At 41.0% G+C, this 22945-nt stretch carries 22 protein-coding genes; 2 read left to right on the plus strand and 20 right to left on the minus strand.

What is annotated here, in order from left to right; all coding sequences use genetic code 11:
* Positions 1-153: 153 nt before the first annotated feature.
* On the plus strand, positions 154-744 hold the full coding sequence (locus RRV45_RS18965; protein ID WP_315666213.1) for a DedA family protein: 591 nt from the start codon (positions 154-156) through the stop codon (positions 742-744).
* A 68-nt stretch (positions 745-812) separates the two neighbouring features.
* The gene (locus RRV45_RS18970) at positions 813-1895 is read left to right on the plus strand and encodes an AI-2E family transporter (protein ID WP_315666214.1); all 1083 of its coding nucleotides are present in this window, start codon (positions 813-815) and stop codon (positions 1893-1895) included.
* A gap of 102 nt (positions 1896-1997) precedes the next feature.
* On the opposite strand, the gene RRV45_RS18975 is transcribed toward RRV45_RS18970, so the two are convergent.
* The 20 genes from RRV45_RS18975 to RRV45_RS19070 form a co-directional block, all read right to left on the minus strand.
* Positions 1998-3455: a DUF4153 domain-containing protein gene (locus tag RRV45_RS18975; protein WP_315666215.1), complete on the minus strand. Its 1458-nt coding sequence runs from the start codon at positions 3453-3455 to the stop codon at positions 1998-2000.
* A 71-nt stretch (positions 3456-3526) separates the two neighbouring features.
* Complete coding sequence (locus RRV45_RS18980) at positions 3527-4165, minus strand: HAAS signaling domain-containing protein (protein ID WP_315666216.1); 639 nt, start codon at positions 4163-4165, stop codon at positions 3527-3529.
* Positions 4146-4493: a PadR family transcriptional regulator gene (locus RRV45_RS18985; RefSeq protein WP_315666217.1), complete on the minus strand. Its 348-nt coding sequence runs from the start codon at positions 4491-4493 to the stop codon at positions 4146-4148. Before RRV45_RS18985 ends, RRV45_RS18980 begins: the two co-directional genes overlap by 20 nt.
* Before the next feature lie 114 nt (positions 4494-4607).
* Positions 4608-5585 (minus strand): 5-oxoprolinase subunit C family protein, encoded by a 978-nt coding sequence (locus tag RRV45_RS18990; protein ID WP_315666218.1) that lies wholly within the window; start codon positions 5583-5585, stop codon positions 4608-4610.
* Positions 5586-6470 (minus strand): 5-oxoprolinase subunit B family protein, encoded by an 885-nt coding sequence (locus tag RRV45_RS18995; protein WP_315666219.1) that lies wholly within the window; start codon positions 6468-6470, stop codon positions 5586-5588. It lies immediately after the preceding gene.
* A gap of 18 nt (positions 6471-6488) precedes the next feature.
* Positions 6489-8528 (minus strand): sigma 54-interacting transcriptional regulator, encoded by a 2040-nt coding sequence (locus tag RRV45_RS19000; RefSeq protein ID WP_315666220.1) that lies wholly within the window; start codon positions 8526-8528, stop codon positions 6489-6491.
* A 99-nt stretch (positions 8529-8627) separates the two neighbouring features.
* On the minus strand, positions 8628-9257 hold the full coding sequence (locus RRV45_RS19005; RefSeq protein WP_315666221.1) for a nucleotidyltransferase family protein: 630 nt from the start codon (positions 9255-9257) through the stop codon (positions 8628-8630).
* The gene (locus RRV45_RS19010) at positions 9254-10075 is read right to left on the minus strand and encodes an XdhC family protein (RefSeq protein WP_315666222.1); all 822 of its coding nucleotides are present in this window, start codon (positions 10073-10075) and stop codon (positions 9254-9256) included. Before RRV45_RS19010 ends, RRV45_RS19005 begins: the two co-directional genes overlap by 4 nt.
* 20 nt (positions 10076-10095) lie before the next feature.
* Positions 10096-10422: an XdhC family protein gene (locus RRV45_RS19015; protein ID WP_315666223.1), complete on the minus strand. Its 327-nt coding sequence runs from the start codon at positions 10420-10422 to the stop codon at positions 10096-10098.
* Positions 10423-10514: 92 nt separating this feature from the next.
* Positions 10515-11372 carry an FAD binding domain-containing protein gene (locus RRV45_RS19020; protein ID WP_315666224.1) on the minus strand — a complete coding sequence of 286 codons (858 nt, stop codon included), beginning with the start codon at positions 11370-11372 and terminating at the stop codon, positions 10515-10517.
* 1 nt (position 11373) lies between these two features.
* Positions 11374-13719 (minus strand): xanthine dehydrogenase family protein molybdopterin-binding subunit, encoded by a 2346-nt coding sequence (locus RRV45_RS19025; protein ID WP_315666225.1) that lies wholly within the window; start codon positions 13717-13719, stop codon positions 11374-11376.
* Positions 13719-14231 (minus strand): (2Fe-2S)-binding protein, encoded by a 513-nt coding sequence (locus RRV45_RS19030; RefSeq protein ID WP_315666226.1) that lies wholly within the window; start codon positions 14229-14231, stop codon positions 13719-13721. The genes RRV45_RS19025 and RRV45_RS19030 overlap by 1 nt, the downstream gene beginning before the upstream one ends.
* A gap of 83 nt (positions 14232-14314) precedes the next feature.
* Entirely contained in the window at positions 14315-14761 is a 447-nt protein-coding gene (locus tag RRV45_RS19035) for a CoxG family protein (protein ID WP_315666227.1), read from the minus strand.
* A gap of 143 nt (positions 14762-14904) precedes the next feature.
* Entirely contained in the window at positions 14905-15669 is a 765-nt protein-coding gene (locus RRV45_RS19040) for a LamB/YcsF family protein (RefSeq protein ID WP_315666228.1), read from the minus strand.
* A 4-nt stretch (positions 15670-15673) separates the two neighbouring features.
* Positions 15674-17029: an acetyl-CoA carboxylase biotin carboxylase subunit gene (locus RRV45_RS19045; protein WP_315666229.1), complete on the minus strand. Its 1356-nt coding sequence runs from the start codon at positions 17027-17029 to the stop codon at positions 15674-15676.
* 29 nt (positions 17030-17058) lie between these two features.
* The gene (locus RRV45_RS19050; protein ID WP_315666230.1) at positions 17059-17307 is read right to left on the minus strand and encodes an acetyl-CoA carboxylase; all 249 of its coding nucleotides are present in this window, start codon (positions 17305-17307) and stop codon (positions 17059-17061) included.
* Positions 17300-18298: a 5-oxoprolinase subunit C family protein gene (locus tag RRV45_RS19055; RefSeq protein ID WP_315666231.1), complete on the minus strand. Its 999-nt coding sequence runs from the start codon at positions 18296-18298 to the stop codon at positions 17300-17302. The genes RRV45_RS19050 and RRV45_RS19055 overlap by 8 nt, the downstream gene beginning before the upstream one ends.
* Positions 18295-19164 (minus strand): 5-oxoprolinase subunit B family protein, encoded by an 870-nt coding sequence (locus RRV45_RS19060; RefSeq protein ID WP_315666232.1) that lies wholly within the window; start codon positions 19162-19164, stop codon positions 18295-18297. Before RRV45_RS19060 ends, RRV45_RS19055 begins: the two co-directional genes overlap by 4 nt.
* A 441-nt stretch (positions 19165-19605) precedes the next feature.
* On the minus strand, positions 19606-21009 hold the full coding sequence (locus RRV45_RS19065) for an aldehyde dehydrogenase family protein (protein WP_315669091.1): 1404 nt from the start codon (positions 21007-21009) through the stop codon (positions 19606-19608).
* 83 nt (positions 21010-21092) lie between these two features.
* Positions 21093-22427 (minus strand): aminotransferase family protein, encoded by a 1335-nt coding sequence (locus tag RRV45_RS19070; RefSeq protein WP_315666233.1) that lies wholly within the window; start codon positions 22425-22427, stop codon positions 21093-21095.
* Between the last annotated feature and the right edge of the window lie 518 nt (positions 22428-22945).

Genomic DNA, 22945 nt, shown 5'->3' on the forward strand with positions numbered 1-22945 from the left:
TTTTCTTTCCTGTTTTATATTAAAACCTATTTACATTATGAAGTAACTCCCTTAAGTTCGTTTATAGAGAGGCTTTATAAATCTTATGTGGATAAGATGTTTGTGATGTTCTTCTGTAGTTTTGAAAATAAAAATAAGGAAGGTAATTTTTTCATGGAAGCTCTAATCATAGAAATGATCGAGGCTTTTAAAGAGCTATCTTATTTAGGTATTATGCTTGCGCTAACTTTTGAATTTATTCCAGCAGAACTCGTTTTACCATTGGCTGGCTATTGGGTATATGAAGGCGATATGAATTTATACGGAGCCATATTTGCAGGTTCTATTGGCGGTGTACTTGGACCGCTAACCTTATACGCGTTAGGCCGCTATGGGGGCAGACCTGTCATAATGAAATTTGGGAAATATTTCTTTATTAAAGAAGAGCATATTAATAAATCAGATCTTTTTTTTGAAAAATACGGTGGCAGTGTGGCATTTTTAGGTCGATTTATTCCAGGGGTTCGGACAGCCATTTCGATTCCATGTGGGATGGCCAAGATGAATGTGTGGAAATTTATGATCTATACTTATATAGCAATGCTTCCGGTTACGGCCATTTACGTTTATTTAGGTTATAGACTTGGACCTCAATGGGAGAAAGCTGGGGAATTATTTGGCCAATATGCAAACTATTTGTTAATTCCAATTGCCCTGCTTATTATATGGATGATCGTAAAAAGAAAAAAACTAAAAGTACAGTAGCTTATTGCTCCAATTTGCTCATTCTATACAGAGGAATACTAGCTAAATTTAGGATGTGAGAATGGTACATGTCATTGTTAGAAAAAAGATGGTTTAAAAGTATGGTTGCCATCATCTTATTTTTATTAATTGTGTTTTTATTAAATAAGAATCAGTTTATTTTAACTCCAATCGCTGTTTTGATAAAAACGATCTTTTTACCTTTTGTTGTAGCTGGTATTTTGTTTTATTTATGCCGGCCTTTAGTAGCGTGGCTAGAAAAGAAGAAAGCACCTCGATGGATTGCCATTTTAGCTGCTTATTTTGCCATCATTTTGTTTATTTATGGCGTTATAAAATTGGTTGGGCCAGTCATCAATGACCAATTAGAACGATTTGTGGATAATTTGCCAGCGATGGTTTCCACCGTAACAGATTGGATAAAGTATGTTCAGGAAAATCGGACAACTTTTCCAGACTTCGTTCAAGAAGCTTTACTATCTGCAAGTGCAGATTTAGAATCTCGAATTGAATCCAATGTAGGGAATATTGCAAATGGAATCCTTAGTGTTTTTGGATTGATTGGCGGATTTATCAATACGATTTTCTATCTTGTGCTTGTTCCATTTATTTTATTTTATATGTTAAAGGATAGTCATCGATTTGCACCAAGTGTGGCTGTTTTGTTCCCACAGTCTAAAAAGGAACATGTGAAGAACATATTAAAAGAAATGGACAAAACCATCTCTACCTATATTCAAGGTCAAATGCTCGTCAGTGTGATTGTCGGCTTGCTTTTGTTTATTGGCTATTTAATTATCGGACTGAACTATTCACTTGTTTTAGCGATGTTCGGAATGTTTACAAACGTCATTCCATTTTTAGGTCCATATATCGCAGTCATTCCTGCATTTTTAGTAGCATTATTTCAAGATCCTATAATGGCTCTTTACGTAGCCATAATCATGTTAGTTGCCCAACAAATTGAAGGCAATATTATTTCACCCAATATCATGGGGAAAACGCTAAACATTCATCCATTAACAATCATTGTGTTAATTTTAACAGCCGGAAACCTTATGGGTATTATTGGAATTATATTCGTCATTCCAGCTTATTCCATCGCAAAGGTTCTCGTAGTAAATATCGTTAGGATTTTTAAAGCAGAATAGTAAATAAGGAAAAAGCCGACGTTCTTACGTTCAAGAATGTCGGCCTTTTAATTCATTATAGATAATACACACTACACAATTTTGAGCAGAATCTATGACTTTTTAAAAATCCAACTCCCCCAGCATTTCATAAGCGCTGTCTCTTGCTAGATTATGGGACTGCCATGAACGGCTTTTTACATGCTCTCTTTCTTCCTTACGCTGCATAAGCAGAGTTTCTAGTCCTTGAACGTCAGGATTCCTTTCATAAAGCTCAATTAAACCCATTATTCCTGTTGAAGACAAGCTGTTCAAATACTGAATATCTATTTTCCCTGTCGTATCAAAGCGAGCCATATTTTGATCCACAACAATTCTATCAATATTAGCGATATTAATCCCTGCATAATAAATAAGTGCTGCAATAAAATAAAAACGGATTAACGATAACCTCTCAATCCAGATTTTTACAAGAGTATAAGCAAAGATAACCATTAGGAAAATCATAAAGGAATGTGCGAGAACCCGTGTTAATGTGAATCCATAAGCATCCTCATACATCGTTAATCGCATGAAAGCTGACGTCAGAAGGACCCCACTCGATAGGATAAGGATGGTTAAAGCGGAATTAATTGTTTTTTTCAACATGCCTTGAATTTTTTTTGTGAAATTGATAACCCCAGTTATAACAGTCAAGTTGATCAATGTGACAAAAAGCAGTTCAAAAAACCCGCGACGAGCATATTCAGCATACGTGAAACCTTCATCCAGCGTACCGCTGAAGAAGTACTTGAACTGTACGGCAACGAATATTACATATACAACATCAAGGAGCAGCAGTACAGTAAGTGCAATGATTCCATCCACCCCAAAAGGCTTAAAGAGGCCTTCTTTTTGGATAATATGGATATTCTTTCGAAAAAGAACTTGTAGGAATCCAAAGAAACTGAAAGTATATATGAGAATGATGACCAATCGGAAGACATATTCTCCATTAATGTTGAACAAACCCGGGATACTACTTAAAAGTCTTTCAAATTGAGTATCAGCAGACATCAGCAAATTTAGAATGACAAACAAAAACGGGAAAGAGATAGCTACTCCAATCAGAACCTTTTTCCAAATATCATTTTGTTTTTCGGTGCTGCCACGCCTTGTCAGATTAACAGTATATTTAGTGAAAAGGGCACTATACCGAATTCCGTCAATCAAGCGTAGTAAAGTGTAACTAATGAAATATATGCTGCTCCACTCTATTTTCTTTGGGGAAGTAATCAATGCAAGATGGAAGATAACAAGTGCCGGTATCAAAAGAATATTTAACGCATAAAAAAGTGCAGTGTCATACAGATAATAACTTGCGGCTAAAAGCCATATTACGATTAATATTAAATAGCCAAACCGCTGATGCGAAAAGGAAAATGTCCGAAATCTCCAGAAAAATAGGGCGTAAAATACAGCAATGAAAAGAAAGTAGGAGATGCCAATCTGATACCTGAAGAATGCTTCTTCTGCCATAATCCCCATTAAAAAACACAAGAAGAAGAAAATCCAATCAATCCTTTCGATTTTGATTTCCATTAATAAAGCCTCCTTTTATATATAGAGTTTCTATATATGTAGATATTCTATGTATCAGTGCAAAAAAAAGCTTATACTGAAGCTTTTTTTCCCCATCTGTAGCTAATCAGGCAAACTGGGTACAAAAGTAACGTCATTAGAATACAGATCCCGATAAAGGTTTCTGTCAGCAATGGACTAAACCATTCATGGGGAATGATTCGAAAAATGGTTAAAACCATTAATATTAAATTTGGTACTAAAGCCAAGAAGAATGTCGTTTTCATCAGCGATTTGCCTTTATGTCCAAAGCCTCTGCCAATTTCGTATCCAAGCAATGCCCAGAAAAACAAGTAGATGAGCGCAATTAAGATGGGAAAAGAAGTCAATTGAACCCACAAGCTTGTGAGCCAGCTCCAATCAAGCAGATTATGCGCAAGAGTAAGGACAGAACCCGCAGCGAAAAATAGAATATTAACCGCAATAAACAGCCATTTCATATTGCTCGGCGTAATAGAAAGCTCCTCTTTCCAAATCGCGGCAATCTCTTCAGGAGTTCCGAACCTTGAGTAAACTTGATCGCGTATCTCAGATTCATCTTCCAATTTGAAGAGTTCTACAAGGAGATTATCGAGATGTGCATCATATTCCTTTAAGATTGACTCTTTTTCACTATGATTGTAGAGATGCTTTGCAAGTTCTTCTAAAAATTCATCCTTCAGCCGGTCCATGCTTTTTTCTCCCCATCACCTTGTTCATGACAGAAACAAAGTCGTTCCACTCACGGGTTTTTTCTAGAAGCATTTCTTTCCCTGCCTCCGTAATACGATAATACTTCCTGGCAGGTCCCTTCTCCTGCTCTTGCCAATAGCATTCAATGTATTCCTGCTTTTCAAGCTTATGAAGAGCCGGATACAATGTGCCTTCCTTGAAGGAGAACTCATTTTCGCTGCGCTTCTCCAGTTCTTTAACAATCTCATACCCATACATATCCCGATCACCAAGCATTTGAAGGAGCAACAGGGATGAACTTCCTTTGACCAATTCACGATTAAACATATTTTCACCTACCTAGAATTATTAGGTATGTAGAAATTCTACACCTCTCAAAGATAAATGTAAAGCATAGAATATAATTTTTTCCAGTTCGCTCTCGTGCTTTCACACTAAATCCTAACCTCTAATCATTTGTATCAGTTCCTCCAGCTTCTTCCTTCTTTCTGCACGTGCTTGCATGGCCTGATCAATCGTTACGGTGATAAAGCGGCACTTGGATAATGGTCTTGATTGTGCGATTAGATCCAGGTCTTGGCTAATAACCGTGCCAATCGTGATAAACCCCCCGCCCGTTGTTGCATCATTTTGCAGAACAATTAGTTCTTCCTCGTTTGTAAATAAAACGGAACCAATTGGATAGGCAATATCAACGACATTGGAAAAACTATTCCCTGCACCGAATGGCGGATTCTGCTCGGTAAATTCCACTTTTGGACCCTTATAACGGTAAGCAACTCGATTCGATTCGTGTGATACCGTCCATTCTGAATTGAGAAAGGTTTTTAGAGCAAGATCATTCATTAAATAACCCGTAATCCCCATCATCACTCGTAATTCTTGAAAATCGCTAAAGGACGGGATATATTCGATTGGGATCGTTTTTCCGATTCTCTTGAAGGCATCGGGTAATGGCTCATTTATTTGGATCCTATCTCCAGCGGCTAATTTTCTGCCTTGAAAACCGCCAATTCTACTTAATTCATAGGTTGATTTACTGCCCATAACATCAGGTACATGAATACCGCCAGAAATACACAGATAACTTTTAACCCCTTTAGGGCAAGCTTTTATTTTTAAAATATCTCCTTCTTTTACTTGGTGGTTTTCCCAGAAGGAGATCGGCTTGTTATTTAAGTAGGATTCCATTGGGGCACCTGTTAGGGCGATTATGCAAGTTTTATGAAACACAAGTTCCCCGCCAATTAACGTCATTTCAATTGCTGCAAAATCCTTCGGATTTCCGACAAGCAGGTTCCCGATCATATACGAGTATTTATCAGCCGCTCCCGATGGCGGAACGCCCAAATGATATTTTCCAACTCGTCCCATATCCTGTACGGTTGTCCATAGCCCCGGCTCCCTTACCTCTATCATTTAAAAGTCCTCCATTAACTCTTGGATATATTGTTTGCCCTTCTCAGCATATTCAAGTGGAGATAGGTCAATTTCTTTCATTTTAAGGCGATACTTACCAGCCTTCTCCTCACTCGTAATCTTATGATATTCAGATTCATTTATTGGACGGTATTTCCAAATATCACCTGGCCTAGCCAAAAAAGACGTCTCTTGTAATTCTTCTAATTGATTATGCTGATTGACTACAGAAACGGCAGACCGGCCGATAAGCTGATAGGTGCCTGGTCCGCTTACAGGGTAAATTACATTGAATGCCCCGCCAAGGCCCATGCCTCTTTCCGGTGTTTCCGCTCGGGGACTATTGTATTTAGGTGCTTGAATGATTTCGTTTGGCTGTAATCCAAGAGGGAAATGCCAGGCCGTTCCTGGAAGAAATCCGACCATCGTAATTAAATAAGGAGTTTCTGAATGAGTTTGAATAAATGCTTCCTTGTCTGTAAAACCATTTACTTTCATAACAAATTCGAAGTTAGATAAATCGGGTGAAGGGTGTCTATTTCGAAAGCGATGAGAAAATTCCTTCGATACAGGGTCATCGTACCATGCTGGAATTTCAACTATTCGGACTGAAAAATGCAGCTTTGTTGGATCGCTTTTCGTTAAATCAATATCTTTTAATAAATCTAGCAAATCTTTTGCCAAGATGATATCCGGGTTGTAGCGAACTAAATAGGACGAATTGGATGGAACAATTTCCATAATTCCAGGGATATTTCTTTTTCTTAGTTCGTCTGTTACGGCCAAAGCTTTAAAGTTACTCTCAATCCTCATATCACGGGATATTTCAGCATAAATATATTCATCCCCGCCGAAATTAAAATGAGTTTCAGGCAAATTAAACATTAGGAGTCACTCCTCTCATTATTTCAGCTTTTTGATCCGCCTGCTGATCGTAGCCGGACTAACTCCGAGTACTTTTGATAATTTGTCGGCCGTTCGATATTTCTGCATTCCCCGCTCAATTAATTGAGTTTCTAATTCTTCAACAGCCTCTTTCAGCGGCATCAGCTCTAAAACAAATAACTGTTTTTTCTTCTTCTTCACTTCGCCGTATAAATATTTTAATGCGTGCTCCCGTTGAATCCATTCACCATCTGTCAGCAGAATAAGCCGCTCCACAATATTTTGGAGCTCTCTTACATTTCCAGGCCATGCATACGTCTCTAATACTTCAATGGCTTCTGGGGTGAAGCTTTTTTTAATATCATACATTTGTTTAAATTTCTCCAAAAAGTGAATCGACAAAGGCAGGATATCTTCCTTTCGCTCGCTTAAGGCAGGGATTCGAAAGGGAATGACATATAATCGATAGTATAAATCCTCTCTAAATTCGCCTTGATTGACCATTTCTTGCAAATCCTTATTTGTCGCCGTAATAATCCGAACATTTACAGCAATCGGCCTGACCCCGCCTATCCTCGTTACTTCTCGTTCCTGCAGCACACGCAATAGCTTAACTTGCATATTTAATGGCAGCTCCCCAATTTCGTCAAGAAAGAGCGTGCCATTATTAGCCATCTCAAATAGACCTGCTTTCCCATTTTTGTCTGCACCCGTAAATGAACCTTTCTCGTATCCAAATAATTCACTTTCAATCAGGTTTTCCGGTATTGCCCCACAGTTTATTCGTACAAACGGCTGCTTACTTCGCGGACTAGCTGTATGGATTTTATGGGCAAATACTTCTTTTCCGACTCCTGAATCGCCTTCTAGTAAAATAGTTGAATTAAATTGGGCCACTCTTTTAATCTCTGTAACTAATTGCTCGATTTTTTTTGAACGGTATACAAGCCTTTTTTCATTATGATTATTTTCAAGTCTATTATGTAAAGATTGATCCGTATCGTCATCTTTAAGGGAGCTGCTTTGCTGGGTAATATCCCTTGAGAGGACAACGACCTTCTCTAATTTTCCTTCGTGGTAAACAGGGGTTGCTACTGACCATACCCTGCTGCTTCCAGCGGAATCCTGAATCGCAGTTACCTTTTTCTTTTGCTTTTGGCATAACTCAAAAACATTCGGCTGAAAAATGTTCCTTTTCGAAAATTCATCAATATTTTTCCCGATGATATTCTCAGGCTTTTCCACCTTCCAAAAGTCTCCGAGAAACATGCCAGCGACACGAATGATTTTTCCGCTACCGTCAATTACGAGTATTTGTTCCTGAGAAGACGCGTAAACAGCCTGTAAATCGGAATTCAAATTTCGTACAAAATCAAGTTCATGTACGGCTTCCTCAAATACCTCTCTCGAGAAAAAAACATGAACAAGCCCAGTTATAATCCCATCTACCTGTAACGGATAAAAATTCCCACTTAATTGTTTGAAATTAATTGATGAATTTACACTGACAAGCGTTTCCCCGTTCAACACCTTATCAAGGTCTTTATCATTCGTTAAAAGAGTTTTATAGTTTCGAAGCATCAGAAATGAGCTCGGAATGCCTAAAATATTTTCAGCCGTTTCATTAATAAATTCAATTTGATAATTGATATTTGTCCTGACAATCCCTACACCCGCTCCATGCAATAGCAGATTGATATCCTTTAACCGCAGCTCACTTATTCCATGCCGTGCCTGTTCAATGGTCGTATAGCCAACAATTTCTTCCTTCTCATTAATTCCAATTATTAAAGAGACATTATGATAAAATTCAACCGGAGAAAACTGTGGGACTTTTAAAATATCATTTCTATACGTAATCATCTGTTTAAGATCTGAGGCTTTTGCGATTTGATTCAACAGAAGCTCCTTCGTACAATAACCTACTAGAGACCCTTGATCTGTTACTAAAACAATATCCGCATCTTGATTTGAAAAGTGGTGAATGACGGATTCAATCGTACTGTGAACATCAACAAAGATTGAAATCGGCTTCAGAATATCCTTCCAAATAATCAACCTATCCGATCCCTCCTATTTAGCAAGAATCCCATATAAGGCTATTATACTTTTTCAATGAACGAATTGGAAATTAATATACTGAAAATATAAACATTTCTATTTATTCAAATTCCTGGCTTTTTCATATACTTCAGGTGTATCAACATCGAATAATATACCGCTATCTTCCACAGAAATGGATTGACGGGTAGAGATTTTACTAATAATCGCTTTCGCACCTTGATCCCCTTGAATCTGCATAAATAGATTTCTATCAAGATGTCCAAAAAAAACAGGGTGCCCTGTCATTCCATTGAATTCGGGCCGTATAACAAAGCTTTCGTCTTGATTTTTTAGCATGTCTTTTCCTATTTGAAAAATGGTTTGAACAGTACTTTGAGAAATAAATGGAAGGTCGCCAAGGAATACCATCACTCCTGAATGCTGGCTTCCTGCCTTTGCAATGCCTGTTTTTAATGAGGAGCCTTGCCCAGATAAATAATCTTTATTGACAACCCAGCGAAATCGCGGATCCTTTATTGAAATAGTTTTTTGTATTTTATCAGCTTCACAGCCGATGACCGTTATAATTTCGGAAAAATTTGCGGTGGATGCCGATCGAATAACATGCTCTAAAAGCGGCCGCCCCTTTAATTCTAGTAATTGCTTTGGCTGCCCCATACGAGAAGACGTACCGGCAGCAAGAATAATAGCACAAATAGATGGGTTCATCGTATGCTCATTCATACCGGTTCCTTCGTGCACGCAGCTCTATGAATATATTCAGATCCTTGTAAAAATCCGCCCGAATGGCCATTCTTTTTCGCAACGACCTCCGCTAGAATACTAAGGGCGATTTCTTCAGGCGATACAGCTCCAATATCTAAACCAATTGGACTGTACATTCTATTAAGTTCAATTTCATCGAAAAAGACACCGCCTTCTTCTAGTCCCTCTATCATCCGAATGCGGCGGGAGCGTGGGCCAAGAACACCAATATATGGCGATGGGGAGCGCAAGACAAATTTCAATGTTTCCTGGTCTCTTTCAATATGGTGATTCATGACAACAATATACGTTCTTCGGCCGATCTTAATTTTTTCCTGAAATTCAGACGTTTTGGCAATAATTCTGTTAGTTCCCGGAAAACGATCCTCATTATTATAAAATTCACGCTGGTCTACAACTGTTGTTTTAAACCCTAAAGAAACTGCATATTTGGCTACTGGAATGGCATCGTGTCCGGCACCGAAAATCATCAGTTCCACTGGAGGGATATACACATCTATGAATACATGAATCTCATTTCCATCTGGCAGTGTGAATACTCGAGTCTCCGATTTCGGATTTGTTTCATTTAATTTTCTTCTTGCCAGTTCTGTTATCCTTAGATTAATGTCCTCATCGCCAAGGTCGCCAATCGTTTCATGGCTTCCAGAAATAAATAAACGGTAAGGCTCTTTTGATTGATGTGATGGATTGATTGGCAGAATGGTTGCCAGAACACACTCCCGCTCTTCTTCGAAACTCGTTAACCATGCTTCAAATGGTGATAGGTTTAACATATTACCCCTCCATCAATTATTTAATAAGGCTCGACAGGTTCAATGTAAATTTTCACCGTGCCTGGGCAGCCCAGTCCGAGTCCCCATACTAGATCCTCGTCTAAATCGTATGTCCTCAGAATAGGAGTTCCTGACGCCATCACAGATTTTGCCACTTCTGCAACATCCGACTCCAGACATCCTCCAGAAATCATCCCGATCATGTTATCTTCCTCATCAACCAGCATCTTCGCCCCTTCTCTTTTATAAGCAGAACCCGCAACACTTACAACAGTGGCTAATGCTGATTTCCGACCTGATTTTCGTGTGTTGTTAATGGCTTCAATAATTAATTCATTATCGGTCATCCTTTTACCTCCTAAGAATTACGAATTATCCCAATTTAAAAAGGGGGCATTTCTCAATTAAGATGCGCCCCCTATTCTATTAAACTATTTTTTTAATAAAATACTGACTTTAATGCCCTTTCCGTATACACCTTGCACAGGTTTCTTCTATACTCTTCAGATGTGTATAGATCGCTTGCCATTTCCCCTTCATCGGCTGCCAATTGTGCAGCTTCTTTAATCACCGATTCAGACAAGGTTTGGCCCAGAAGTTTATCCTCTACAGAGGTCGCACGATATGGAACATCCCCGACACCAGTAATAGCAATTTTAATGTAATCAATGACATCATTTTCCCCAACTCCAGCAACAACGGCGACTCCGATGACCGGATAACCTGATGCCGGGTGGAAGAATTTGAGATAGGTTGATTTCGTATGCTTAGGTGGAATGGCAAATGAAACACTCGTTAACACACTATTTTCAGGCAGCATTGTAATAAGCGGTCCTACGATGAAGCTATCAATATTCATCGTTTCAGGACCTTCTTCTCCATGAAAAGCGATTTCTGCATCGAGTACGTAAGCTGCTGCAGGCAAGTCTGCAGCTGGATCCGCATGAGCGATATTCCCGCCAATCGTTCCCCGGTTGCGTACCTGCAGATCGCCAATTTGACGAACAGTTTCAGATAATACAGGAATATGTTCTTTTACAATTGGATCATTCGCAACTTGGAAATGGGTCGTGAGTGCACCAATAACGATGCGGTCTCCATCCTTTTGAACCCCTTTTAGCTCAGCAATGCGGCTAATATCAATCAGAGCGCCTGGTTCCGATAATCTGAATTTCAAAAGTGGAACTAAGCTATGTCCTCCAGCAATCAGCTTTCCTTCACCGTTACATTGCTGTAATTGCTGAATGGCCTCATCAATCGAATTTACGCGAATATAATCAAATTTAGAAGGTATCAACTCACTTGCCCTCACTTTCAGAAATCGCCCGCCATACTTTTTCTGGTGTTAGCGGCATTTCAATATCTTGTATCCCGTATTGCTCAAGCGCATCCATAACCGCGTTCATGATCGCTGGGGTTGATGCAGTCGTTCCTGTTTCTCCAACCCCTTTTGCACCTAGCTGATTTACAGGGGATAGAGTCTCTGTAAAGGCTGTTTCGATTTTAGGGAAGAAACGTGCTTTCGGCAGTACATAGTCCATAAAGGTACCCGTTAATAACTGGCCATCCTCGTTATACACAGCGCCTTCCCAAAGTGCCTGACCAATCCCTTGGGCAATACCGCCATGCACCTGACCTTCAGCATTGAGCGGATTAATCACACGCCCTACATCATCGACAGCAATATATCGTTTGATTTCAATTTGACCCGTTGCTTTGTCGACTTCTACAACCGCAATATGTGTGCCAAACGGATAGACGAAGTTTTCAGGGTCATAGAATGCCTGCGCTTCAAGAGATGGTTCTAACCCTTCAGGCAGATTCCATGCCATATTGGCTGATTTGGCTATTTCTTGGAAAGTACGTTCAAAGCCTGGAGAGCCATTAACAGAAAAGATTCCGTTTTCAAATGTTAATTCTTGTACATTTACCTCTAGCTCATGAGCAGCAATTTTCTTTGCCTTCTCGACAACGCGGTCAGTCGCAATGGCTACTGCCGTACCTCCTACAGCTATTGAACGCGACCCATATGTCCCCCATCCCATTGAAACCGCCTGTGTATCACCGAAAACAAGTTCAATGTCATCTATCGGGATGCCTAGTTTTTCAGAAACGACTTGACCAAAAGCAGTGGCATGTCCTTGACCATGCGGCGATGTTCCGCAATAAACCGTTACTTTTCCAGACGGATGGACGCGTACGGTTGAGTTTTCCCAGACTCCCCCTTGGAATCCGATTGCACCAGCCACTTTAGACGGGCCAAAACCACATAATTCTACATACGTGGAGAATCCAACGCCAACAAGTTTTCCTTGCTTGCGCAATTCCTTCTGTTCTTCACGGAACTTATTATAATCAAACATTTCTAATGCCTTTGCCAGCGGCTTTTCATAATCCCCGCTGTCATATACTAAGCCTTGTGCATTCGTAAAAGGAAACTCCTCTTTCTGGGCGAAATTTTTCCTTCGAAGCTCTAAAGGATCCATCCCGATCTCTTTTGCGAACAAATCGATAGCCCGCTCAATCTGATAAGTCGCTTCAGGCTTACCTGCCCCGCGATAGGCGTCAGTTGGCGTGGTATTTGTATAGACACCGAACGTTTCGCATGCCGCATAAGGAATTTTATAACAGCCTGTAATCATCAATCCAAAATCGATCGTTGAAACTCCTGGTCCCATCGTTGATAAATATGCGCCGACATTATGAGTATTTTTTACTCGGATGGCACTTAAAGTTCCATCCTTTTTCCCGTATAACTCAACATCAATGACTTCGTCACGTCCGTAATTAGAGGCAGTAAAGTGTTCATTTCTCTCCTCAATCCATTTCACAGGACGGCCTAAATCTCGTGCTGCATATCCAACAAGTGCTTCATCAGGATAGACACCGATTTTTCCGCCAAAGCCGCCTCCCATATCCGGAGCGATTACCCTTAATTTTGCTTCGGAGATTCCGAGCACTTCACATAAAACCATCCGATGAATATGCGGATTTTGGGATGTGCACCAAAGTGTTAAGTCTCCGCTTCCTGGATTGTATTGGCCGATAGCTGCCCGGGTTTCAATCGGACTTGGCGCTACCCGCTGCACATAAAAGCTTTGCTTAATAGCTACTTCTGCGTTTTCACAAACCTCTTCTGGCACTGCCCCCGCTTTCCAATGGAACGCAATATTATTTTCAATATCGTCATGAACTAGTGGGGCGTTATCTTCCATCGATTTCTTCTGCCCTACTGCAGGAGCAAGAGTTTCGTACTCTACATCGATTAAGTACATGGCATCACGAACCGCATAGCGGCCTTCAGCAATGACAAGTGCAACACCATCACCCACATAACGAACTCGATCAATCGCTAGTGGATACTGCGGGGCTTCCTTCAAATCACATCCAGGGACAAGCCATGAAGAAGGGATGCGGCCAATTTTACCTTCAAGATCTTTCCCGGTATAAATCGCGACAACCCCTGGTGCCTTTAATGCTTCCTCCACATTAATGCTTTTGATCATGGCATGAGCATGCGGGCTCCGTAAAATAGCAGCATGCAGCATTCCTGGGAGTACAATGTCATCTGAAAAACTACCATTACCTGTAATCAGCTTAGGATCTTCTTTCCTCTTCAGCCGAGCACCAACAACCTTTGTCATTATGAGCGCTCCTCTCCTACTAATTGAATTTCCGATTCTCTCATTAGCTGTGCTGCATGCTTGACTGCCTCAACAATAAATTGATAGCCGGTACAGCGGCAAATAACCCCTTCAAGGCCTTCGCGAATTTCCTCATCAGTTGGATTTGGATTTTGCTTCAGCAGGCCAACCGCTGCAATCATAACCCCAGGTGTACAATAGCCGCATTGCAGCCCATGCTTTTCCCAAAAGCTTTGCTGGATTGGATGCAAATTACCTACTTGCCCCAAACCTTCTACCGTTGTAATTTCGGATCCATCCGCTTGTACAGCCAACATCGTACATGATTTTACCACTTCTCCATCCACCATTACCGAACATGCGCCACACTGACTCGTATCACAGCCAATATGTGTCCCCGTCAAACCTAGATCATCACGGATATAGTGAACAAGCAGCGTTCGCGGCTCTACATCTGCACATCTTTCTTTTCCGTTGATTTTCACCTTTACATTTACATTTTCGATTGCCATCCAGTGCACCTCCCAATTAGTACCTTTAAACCATTCGCTATGAATACACTCCCGTTACAATAAACAACGCTGAATAAAGTTACCTAAACGAGCTGTTTCGCTTCTTTATCTATATCTTTAAAAAATTGACCAATGACAACCTTCGCTACTCCACTCATGACTCGCTGGCCAACCGAAGCGAGAATACCTGTCAATTTCACATCTGCCCTGCATTCAAGAACTGTTCCTTCTTCTGTTTCAACTAAAGCCATTTCTGCATCCGCATCAATTTCACCAGGCTTGCCCTTCCCGGTAACAAGCAGACGGTAAAATTCAGGCTCCTTCTGATCAACCTGACGGACATCTCCTGTAAATACTCCCTTTACAGGACCAATACTAATGCCTAGCTCAGATTCAAAAACATTAGCCTCCACCTCAACAAATGACTTACAACCTGGTAATGACCTTTTCAACACCTCCTTATCTTGAATGGTTCTCCATAGCACTTCTCTTGGGATACCCTTGAAAGTATATGAATGCTCAATTTTCAAAGCGACCTCTCCTTTAAAACTGTTTTGACTTCTAGGTCCGTTTTTTTCTAATATTCTAATAATTAACGTTAAGACTTTCTATTTCAGAGCTTTATCCCTTCCCGAACAAGGAAGGGAGCTCCAATCTGGACAATTGGTTTTATTTAAATTATTTTCTTGATAGGAACAATCTCGACTCCGCTCGTTTTTAATGCTTCTACAATTTTCTTGGCCAATATAGGAGCACCTGGTGTATCTCCGTGTATGCAAATCGTTTCAGCTTTTATGGAAGCATCCTTACCATCATGAGTAATGACTCGTTCCTCTTTTACCATTCGCACAACTCGTTGGGCCATCGCTTCGTAATCGCTGATTTCTGTACCTCTTCTCGTTAATACAATCGAGCCGGTTTCTGTGTGCTCCCGATCAGAATAGACTTCTTTTGCAACCGGGACGCCCATTTTTATTGCTTCTTCCAGCAATTCGGACTGATTAAGAGCAAAAATAATCATTTGCGGGTCCATTTCGTGCAGTGTTTCTAATATGGCTCTTGCTAAGGTCTTATCCTCCGCAGCCTTCATAAATAAAGCTCCATGCGGTTTACAATGCTGAATGCTCACTTTTTCTGCAGAACAGAACTCCCTTAAGGCCCCTACTTGATACATGACATAATCTTTAATTTCTGCTGGTGTACAAGTCATGTAGCGCCGGCCAAAGCCCAGTAGATCAGGAAATCCGGGATGCGCGCCAATTCCAACATCATATTTCTTCGCAAGCTCCACCGTCTTCCTCATTACATGAGGATCCCCGGCATGAAAGCCACAAGCAATGTTGGCAGAGGTAATGTACTGCATCATTTCTTCATCATTGCCTAACTCGTAAAGCCCAAAGCTTTCCCCCATATCACAGTTCAAATCTACTTTAAACATTGTGTCACCTCTTTTGCAGTTCTGCTTTATGCTCAGCTAGAAATTCAGTCGTATAATTTCCACTTATAAACTGCTCGTTTTTCATTATCTTTTCTAGGAGCGGCAGATTCGTTTTAACTCCCTGAATATCCATTTCTTCAAGCACTTTTTGCATTTTACTAATCGCGTGATCACGGGATATGCCGTGCACAATAATTTTTCCAATCATTGGGTCATAGAAAGGTGTAACTGCACTTCCATTGATAAAGCCGAAATCATATCTGACATTATCACCAGGCAGCTCCAGGCTAGAAATAACTCCGGGACTCGGGAAGAAGGTGACTGGATCCTCAGCATAAAGCCTGCATTCAATCGCATGACCAGTTTTTGTGATATTATCCTGGGTAAAAGGCAATTGTTCCTTTGCAGCAATCTTTAGCTGCAGCTCGACTAAATCCAATCCTGTTATTTCTTCCGTTACCGGGTGCTCTACCTGCAAACGGGTATTCATCTCAAGAAAATAGAAATTTTTATTTTCGTCAAAAATAAATTCCATTGTACCTACATTCGTATAATCAATTTGCTTTACGCCACGAATGGCAGCTGCCAGCAGCTCATTTCTAAGGGTCTCATCCAAAAACGGGGACGGACTTTCTTCAATCACCTTTTGATTCCGCCGTTGGACTGAGCATTCTCTTTCAAATAAATGCATCACATTTCCATAGGCATCAGCAACAATTTGAACTTCGATATGGCGAGGCTTTGAAATCCACTTTTCCAGAAAAACAGTGCCATCATTAAAAAATGAGTCTGCTTTCTGCTTTGTTGCATCAAACACCTTTAGTAACTCTTCTTGGTTGTGTACGAGCTGCATTCCGATACCGCCGCCGCCCGCACTCGCTTTTAACATAAGCGGATAGCCAAGATCGTTCGCAATCTGTATGGCTTCCTCTACAGATTCAACGCTTTTATCTGTACCCGGAACAACGTTCACACCGGCTTTTTGCATTTGTATTCGTGCTTCAAGCTTGCTTCCCATGAGGCGCATCGTTTCTGCAGAAGGACCAATAAAAACAATATCTTCCTCCTCGCAGCGGCGGACAAATTCCGGATTCTCCGATAAAAATCCATAGCCTGGATGAATCGCATCCGCTTTCGTTTCTTTTGCTACCTGTATTACCTTTTCAACATTTAGATAGCTTTTTTTCGCCTGGGCTGGACCGATGCATACAGCCTCTGTAGCCTCGCTAACATGGGGAGCCTCAGCATCTGCCTCAGAATAGACTGCAACGGTATCGATGCCAAGCTTCTTACAGGTGCGAATAATTCTCCTAGCAATTTCCCCTCTGTTTGCAATCAGCACCTTTTTAAAATAGGCCATCCGCCTAAACCTCCTCTTCAGAAAAAAATTTACTGTTCAATGATGACTGCTATTTCCTGACCTGCATCGAGAAGGTCCTCATCCTCAACAAAGAATTGCGCAAGAACTCCTTCATTCTCTGCTTTTATTTCATAAAAATTTTTCATAACCTCTACAAGGCCAATCACATCGCCCACTTTTACTTGGGCTCCTTCCTTTATATACACATCTTTATCTGGAGCTGGTTTGCGATAGAATACCCCCGGGATTGGTGTTAGTACTGTTTTTTGTTCAGCCATTTTTTAATCCTCCTGCTTGAGCTAATACTTGCTGCTTCATTTGATTGATTTTATTCTGATAATCTTTGCGGATCTCAAGTGCTTCGTGGATATCAACTGCTACAAATCGAACTTTTTCATTCGTTTTGATTTGTGCCATTTTATTTAAATCGGTACTGATAATCGTACAAATCGTTGCATATCCTCCGCCTGTCACAGCATCGTTTAAGAGGGCAATCGGCTCTACGCCATCAGGCACCTGAATGGATCCAATTGGATAGCCTAAATCGACAACATTGGATGGATTGCTTCCAGCTCCAAACGGCTGCTCACGCTCAACGAAATTTAAACGCTCTCCTTTAAATCGATAGCCCACACGATTCGCTTCTGGTGTAACAGTCCATTCCATAGAGAAAAATCGCTCTTTACTTTCCTCAGTCAACCGATAACTGCATAGTCCTAAAACAACACGGACTTCATTTGTTTTCGAGAATGTCGGAATAAGTTCATCACTAATGCGGGTTCCGGTGGCTATTGCAGTTTCGTGATCATTGCCAATTTTCAATTCATCCCCAGATTGAAGTGCGCGGCCTTCGTAGCCTCCAATGCCACACAATGTATAGGTAGAGCGTGATTCCATGATTAGCGGCACGTCAATTCCTCCTGCCACTGCCAAATACACACGTGCACCTTGTTTGATAAAATCGAATGAAAGAACATCTCCAGCCTTTACTTCAAGCGTTTCCCACATCGGCACAGGCTCGCCATTGATTTTCGGCGGCATCTCGCCACCCGTAATGGCAACGGTTGCATTTTGCTGAAATTCTAAGATTGGGCCCATATAGGTAATTTCAAGAACGGCCGCATTTTCCTTGTTCCCAACGAGTAAATTGCTCGCAAAGTAAGAATATTTATCCATGGCTCCTGACGGCGGCATCCCCACTTCATAATGGCCAATTCTGCCGGAATCTTGAACGGTCGTTTGCAGTCCAGGATTGATTACTTTAATCATGCATACAACCTCCTTAACACGGAATCTGAAAATGCTTTCGGATTTTCGAGCACTTCTTGAGGCTTAAATGTAATTTCCTTTGTTAAATAACGGAACTCTCCACTTTCCACTTCTTTTCGAATATCCTCGTATTCCTCCATCGTAATGCTTCGATATCGGAAAACATCTCCCTGTCTAGGGAAGGTCATCGACTCTTTGAAATCATGCAAGCGCTGTTCTTTTTCATAAATTGGGGCTGCTGCAGTTCCGAAGAGTTGGTAGCCGCCAGCTCCCTGCACAGGGTATATAACGGCAAAGGCCCCGCCAAATCCAAATGCTCTTTCTGGTGTAAACGTACGTGGGCGAACATATTTTGGCGCTTCGATTTGCTGTTCACGGGGCACCATTTGATAGCACCATGGCAATCCCGGAACAAACCCGATCATCGAAACGAGATACGGGCTATCTGTAATCGATTTAATGAGTTCTTCTTTAGATTGAAAGCCATTTGTACGGGCCACATATTCAAGGTCTGTTGCTGTCGGGTCCTGATGCCTGTCCCTGAAACGCATTAATGCCTCATGTGTCCAAGGATCTTCGAATAATATCGGCACATCCACAGCACGGGCTGTTATTTCAAAGCTTTCTAAGGAAACCGTCTGTTCTAGTTCTTTCAATTTTGAAATTAATTCATCTGGGTGAATGATATCTGGATTAAAACGAATCATATAGGATGCATTGGAAGGACAGATATCCAGAATTCCCGAAAGGTTTTCCTCTCTCAATGTCTTTGTAATCGCCATAGCCTGAAAATTCGTTTCTAGGCTCATCGCCTCAGATAATTCAACAAAAATAAACTCATCACCGCCATATTCATAACGGGCCAAAGGACTTCACCTCACTGAAAGTATTTATCTACTAATCTTGCAAATTCCATGCCAAGATAATATTTATTGATTTTTCAGATTACTAGTTCTCGGGTGCTGAAAAGTGCGGTGAAATCTTTCAGAATTGAAAGATTGTTTTTCAGTATTGAAAGTGTTTGGTAAGGTTATTTTCGAAAATAGACTAGAAGCGGGATGATTTGCAAAATGGTAGGTATGTTAGGGAATTGGCTTATATATCTTGAAATTCACTGATATATCTCGAAAGTCGCCGATATATCTCGAAAGTCGCCGATATATCCTGAAAGTCGCTGATATATTCCGAAAGTCGCTGATATATCTTTAAAAGCTACGCCATATAACTCAAATAAGCCCCGAAATTTTGAAAGTGAATAAAAAAAGGACTGCATCATCTTTTATTAAAAAGATTTGCAGTCCTCTTTCTTAATTTCTATTAAAAACAACTAGCTTCTGCTCAGTCATTTCTTCAATCGCATATTTTATACCTTCCCGGCCAACTCCACTTTCTTTAACACCGCCGTATGGCATGTGGTCCACTCGGAAGGTTGGAATGTCATTGATCATGACTCCTCCTACATGTAGCTGCTGTGCTGCAGTTAGTGCGGTATGGACGTTATCCGTATAGATACCAGCCTGGAGCCCATACCGGGAATCATTCACAAGCTCAATGGCCTCATCCACAGATTTCACTTTATTAATCAGCACAATCGGGGCAAATACTTCCTGACAGGATACCTTTAGACAAGGATCAGCATCTAAGAGAACAGTCGGCAATAAAATATTCCCCTCCGATGTTCCACCTACAGCCACCTTAGCTCCCTGCTGTTTCGCTTCCTCCAGCCAATCAAGCGTCCGCTGTACATCTTTTTCCGTAATTAAAGCGGAAACATCTGTCGCCGGATCAAGCGGATCGCCAATATTCAGCTTCTTCGTTGCTTCAACAAATTTGTCAACAAAAGCCTCATATAAATCTTCATGAATATATACACGCTGCAAGGAAATGCAAACCTGGCCTTGAAAGCCGAATGCGCCTGCTACACAACGCGAAATAATTTTATCAATATTAATCTCTTTATCAATAATGACCGCGGCATTCGAACCTAACTCCAGCGTAACACGCTTTAACCCCGCTTTATTCCGGATTCCAATCCCCACCGCAGGACTTCCGGTAAATGAAATCTTTTGGACCCGGTCGTCTTTCACAAGCTTTTCACCAATGATCGATCCACTGCCTGTTACAACATTCAAGGCACCAGCCGGCAATCCCGCTTCTTGGAATAATTCAGCAATGAAAAACGCCGATAACGGAGTTTGACCAGCAGGTTTCAAAACAACAGTATTCCCTGAAGCAATAGCTGGCCCTACCTTGTGTGCGACTAAATTCATTGGAAAATTAAAAGGGGTTATCGCGCCAATCACTCCAATTGGTTCCCGCACGGTGTAGGCCAGTCTTCCTTCCCCGCCAGGTGCCGCATCAAGCGGAATCGTTTCCCCATGAATACGCTTCGCTTCTTCAGCAGCAAATTTATATGTTTGAATCGTGCGGGCTACTTCCGTCCTTGCCGCAGATATTGGCTTGGCAGCCTCAGTGGCAATAACTTCAGCTGCCTCATCAGCCCTCTTCTCTAATAGGAATACTACTTTTTCTAATATTTGCGCTCGTTGATGGCTTGGCATAGCCGCCATTATTTTTCTTGCGTTAAAAGCAGCCTCTAATCCTCTATCAATCTCTTCCACCGTTGCTGCTGGAATCTCGGCAATCACCTTTCCACTGTAAGGAGAGCTTAGTGGTACATACTGACTTGCCTCGATCCATTCACCATTCATGAATAATTTCTTCTTCAATTAGATCTCCCCTTATTCATTCTTATCTTAATAGTTTTATATTCTTCATTATCACCCAAAACCCTTTATAACTTTAAAACCTCAGCTTCAATTGCCGCAATCGCATCATGTAGGATATCAAGCATTCTTGCCATCTCTTCTTTATTGATAATTAACGGCGGCGCAAATACAAGCGTATCCTGGCCATCAAACACGACAGATCTGCAAATCAGGCCCCGCTTTGCCGCTTCGGTTACAATCATTGGTGCTAATGGAGCCGAAAATTTCTCATTTGTCTGTTGATCTTTTACAATTTCAATGCCGCCCATCAATCCAAGGCCCTTTACTTTACCAACAATTTTACGCTCGCCTTGAATCCATTTAAAGCCTTTTAGCATTTCGTCTCCCATGATTTCAGCATTCTTAATAAGGTTTTCCTCTTCAATAATTTCGATATTTTTCAATGCAACTGCACAAGCCATTGGGTGCCCGCTGTACGTATAGCCATGCAACAGTGTCCCTGTCGAGAGCTCAGTAAAATCTTGGTGAATTTTTTCAGAAATCATTACGCCGCCTAATTGGGCGTAGCCACTCGTCACACCTTTTGCAAAGCACATCATATCTGGCACAACCCCATAATGCTCAATCCCAAAATATTTCCCTGTCCGGCCAAATCCTGTAATCACTTCGTCTGTTATAAATAAAATGCCATACTCATCACAAATACTTCTAACTTCCTTAAAATAGCCATCTGGTGCGACATGCAGCCCTCCTGCTCCTTGCACAGGCTCTGCAATAAACGCCGCAATGGACTCTGGACCTTCCGCTTCAATCACATCACGCAAATCTTGAGTTGAAAAGTGATCTGCGTAGCAGTAATCTGGATCAAATGAGTTTGTAAAGTCACGGAACGGCTTCAAGCCAGTTGCATTTGTCGAACCCATCGCGACTCCGTGATAGGACTTCGTTCGCGAGATGATCTTTTTTCGATTCGGCTGCCCTTTTAAAATCCAATAATGGCGTGCCAGTTTATACGCTGTATCATTTGCCTCTGAACCGCCGGAAGTAAAGAATGTGGCCTTTAAATCCCCAGGTGCAATCTCGGCCAATTTTGCAGCCAAACGAATCGCAGGTTCATTGCTAAATGTAGCAAAGCATGAGGAGAATGCTAGCTTGGACATTTGTTCCATCGCCACTTTCCCCAATTCCTCTCTCCCATGCCCAACATTCACATTCCATAGAGAAGACATGCCATCAATGACTGTATTCCCCGCCATGTCGTGAAGGTGTACCCCTTTCCCTTCTGTAAAAATAAACGATGGCCCCTGATCTTGCTGCTGCTTTATAGGAGAGGTTGGATGCAGAAAATGTTTCTTATCAAAGTCCATTAATTCTTGAATGCTACTCGTATTCTTTATCATAATTTAATTCCTCCTAGAAAAATTTAGCTTCGTTCTTATATAATTTGTAAATGCAAATTTTATGCCAACTTTTTATTAGAATCTTTCCTCCATCTTGACGCTTAGAAATTAAGCGGACATGAAATTCGCTATTTCCATTAAATGACCCTAATTTAAGGGCTAAGCGGACACGGGGGTACTTTATTCACGAAATAACACAAGGATATCAATGCTTTTCTACAAAATAACGTACCCTATGTCCACAAAGATACAGAATTACCTCATTTCCGTCCAAATAACGGCCCTGATGTCCGCAAAGATAACAAAGTTTATGATCTGCGTTCACCGTATGTGTGGCCTACATTTATTATTGACGCTTGTCGCCATAGCCTAAAATATCCAACACTCAGATTTAATCTTTACCTGGATTGGGTATACTTTAGCGGGAAAGTCCCTTTTTTTCCCTCGAAAATATTGTTTTATATATATAAAAGGGTTTATCTTCACCTTCAAATTTTTTTATGCTAGAATCCTTCTAG

Origin of the sequence: Bacillus sp. DTU_2020_1000418_1_SI_GHA_SEK_038 (assembly GCF_032341175.1) — a bacterium.
Lineage (GTDB): Bacteria > Bacillota > Bacilli > Bacillales > Cytobacillaceae > Cytobacillus.

Coding starts and splice junctions, on each gene's coding strand:
- RRV45_RS18965 (WP_315666213.1), top strand. CDS start 154: ATGGAAGCTCTAATCATAGAAATGATCGAGGCTTTTAAAGAGCTATCT.
- RRV45_RS18970 (WP_315666214.1), top strand. CDS start 813: ATGTCATTGTTAGAAAAAAGATGGTTTAAAAGTATGGTTGCCATCATC.
- RRV45_RS18975 (WP_315666215.1), bottom strand. CDS start 3,455: ATGGAAATCAAAATCGAAAGGATTGATTGGATTTTCTTCTTCTTGTGT.
- RRV45_RS18980 (WP_315666216.1), bottom strand. CDS start 4,165: ATGGACCGGCTGAAGGATGAATTTTTAGAAGAACTTGCAAAGCATCTC.
- RRV45_RS18985 (WP_315666217.1), bottom strand. CDS start 4,493: ATGTTTAATCGTGAATTGGTCAAAGGAAGTTCATCCCTGTTGCTCCTT.
- RRV45_RS18990 (WP_315666218.1), bottom strand. CDS start 5,585: ATGATAGAGGTAAGGGAGCCGGGGCTATGGACAACCGTACAGGATATG.
- RRV45_RS18995 (WP_315666219.1), bottom strand. CDS start 6,470: ATGTTTAATTTGCCTGAAACTCATTTTAATTTCGGCGGGGATGAATAT.
- RRV45_RS19005 (WP_315666221.1), bottom strand. CDS start 9,257: ATGAATGAGCATACGATGAACCCATCTATTTGTGCTATTATTCTTGCT.
- RRV45_RS19010 (WP_315666222.1), bottom strand. CDS start 10,075: ATGTTAAACCTATCACCATTTGAAGCATGGTTAACGAGTTTCGAAGAA.
- RRV45_RS19015 (WP_315666223.1), bottom strand. CDS start 10,422: ATGACCGATAATGAATTAATTATTGAAGCCATTAACAACACACGAAAA.
- RRV45_RS19025 (WP_315666225.1), bottom strand. CDS start 13,719: ATGACAAAGGTTGTTGGTGCTCGGCTGAAGAGGAAAGAAGATCCTAAG.
- RRV45_RS19030 (WP_315666226.1), bottom strand. CDS start 14,231: ATGGCAATCGAAAATGTAAATGTAAAGGTGAAAATCAACGGAAAAGAA.
- RRV45_RS19040 (WP_315666228.1), bottom strand. CDS start 15,669: ATGTTTAAAGTAGATTTGAACTGTGATATGGGGGAAAGCTTTGGGCTT.
- RRV45_RS19045 (WP_315666229.1), bottom strand. CDS start 17,029: ATGGCCTATTTTAAAAAGGTGCTGATTGCAAACAGAGGGGAAATTGCT.
- RRV45_RS19050 (WP_315666230.1), bottom strand. CDS start 17,307: ATGGCTGAACAAAAAACAGTACTAACACCAATCCCGGGGGTATTCTAT.
- RRV45_RS19055 (WP_315666231.1), bottom strand. CDS start 18,298: ATGATTAAAGTAATCAATCCTGGACTGCAAACGACCGTTCAAGATTCC.
- RRV45_RS19065 (WP_315669091.1), bottom strand. CDS start 21,009: ATGAATGGTGAATGGATCGAGGCAAGTCAGTATGTACCACTAAGCTCT.
- RRV45_RS19070 (WP_315666233.1), bottom strand. CDS start 22,427: ATGATAAAGAATACGAGTAGCATTCAAGAATTAATGGACTTTGATAAG.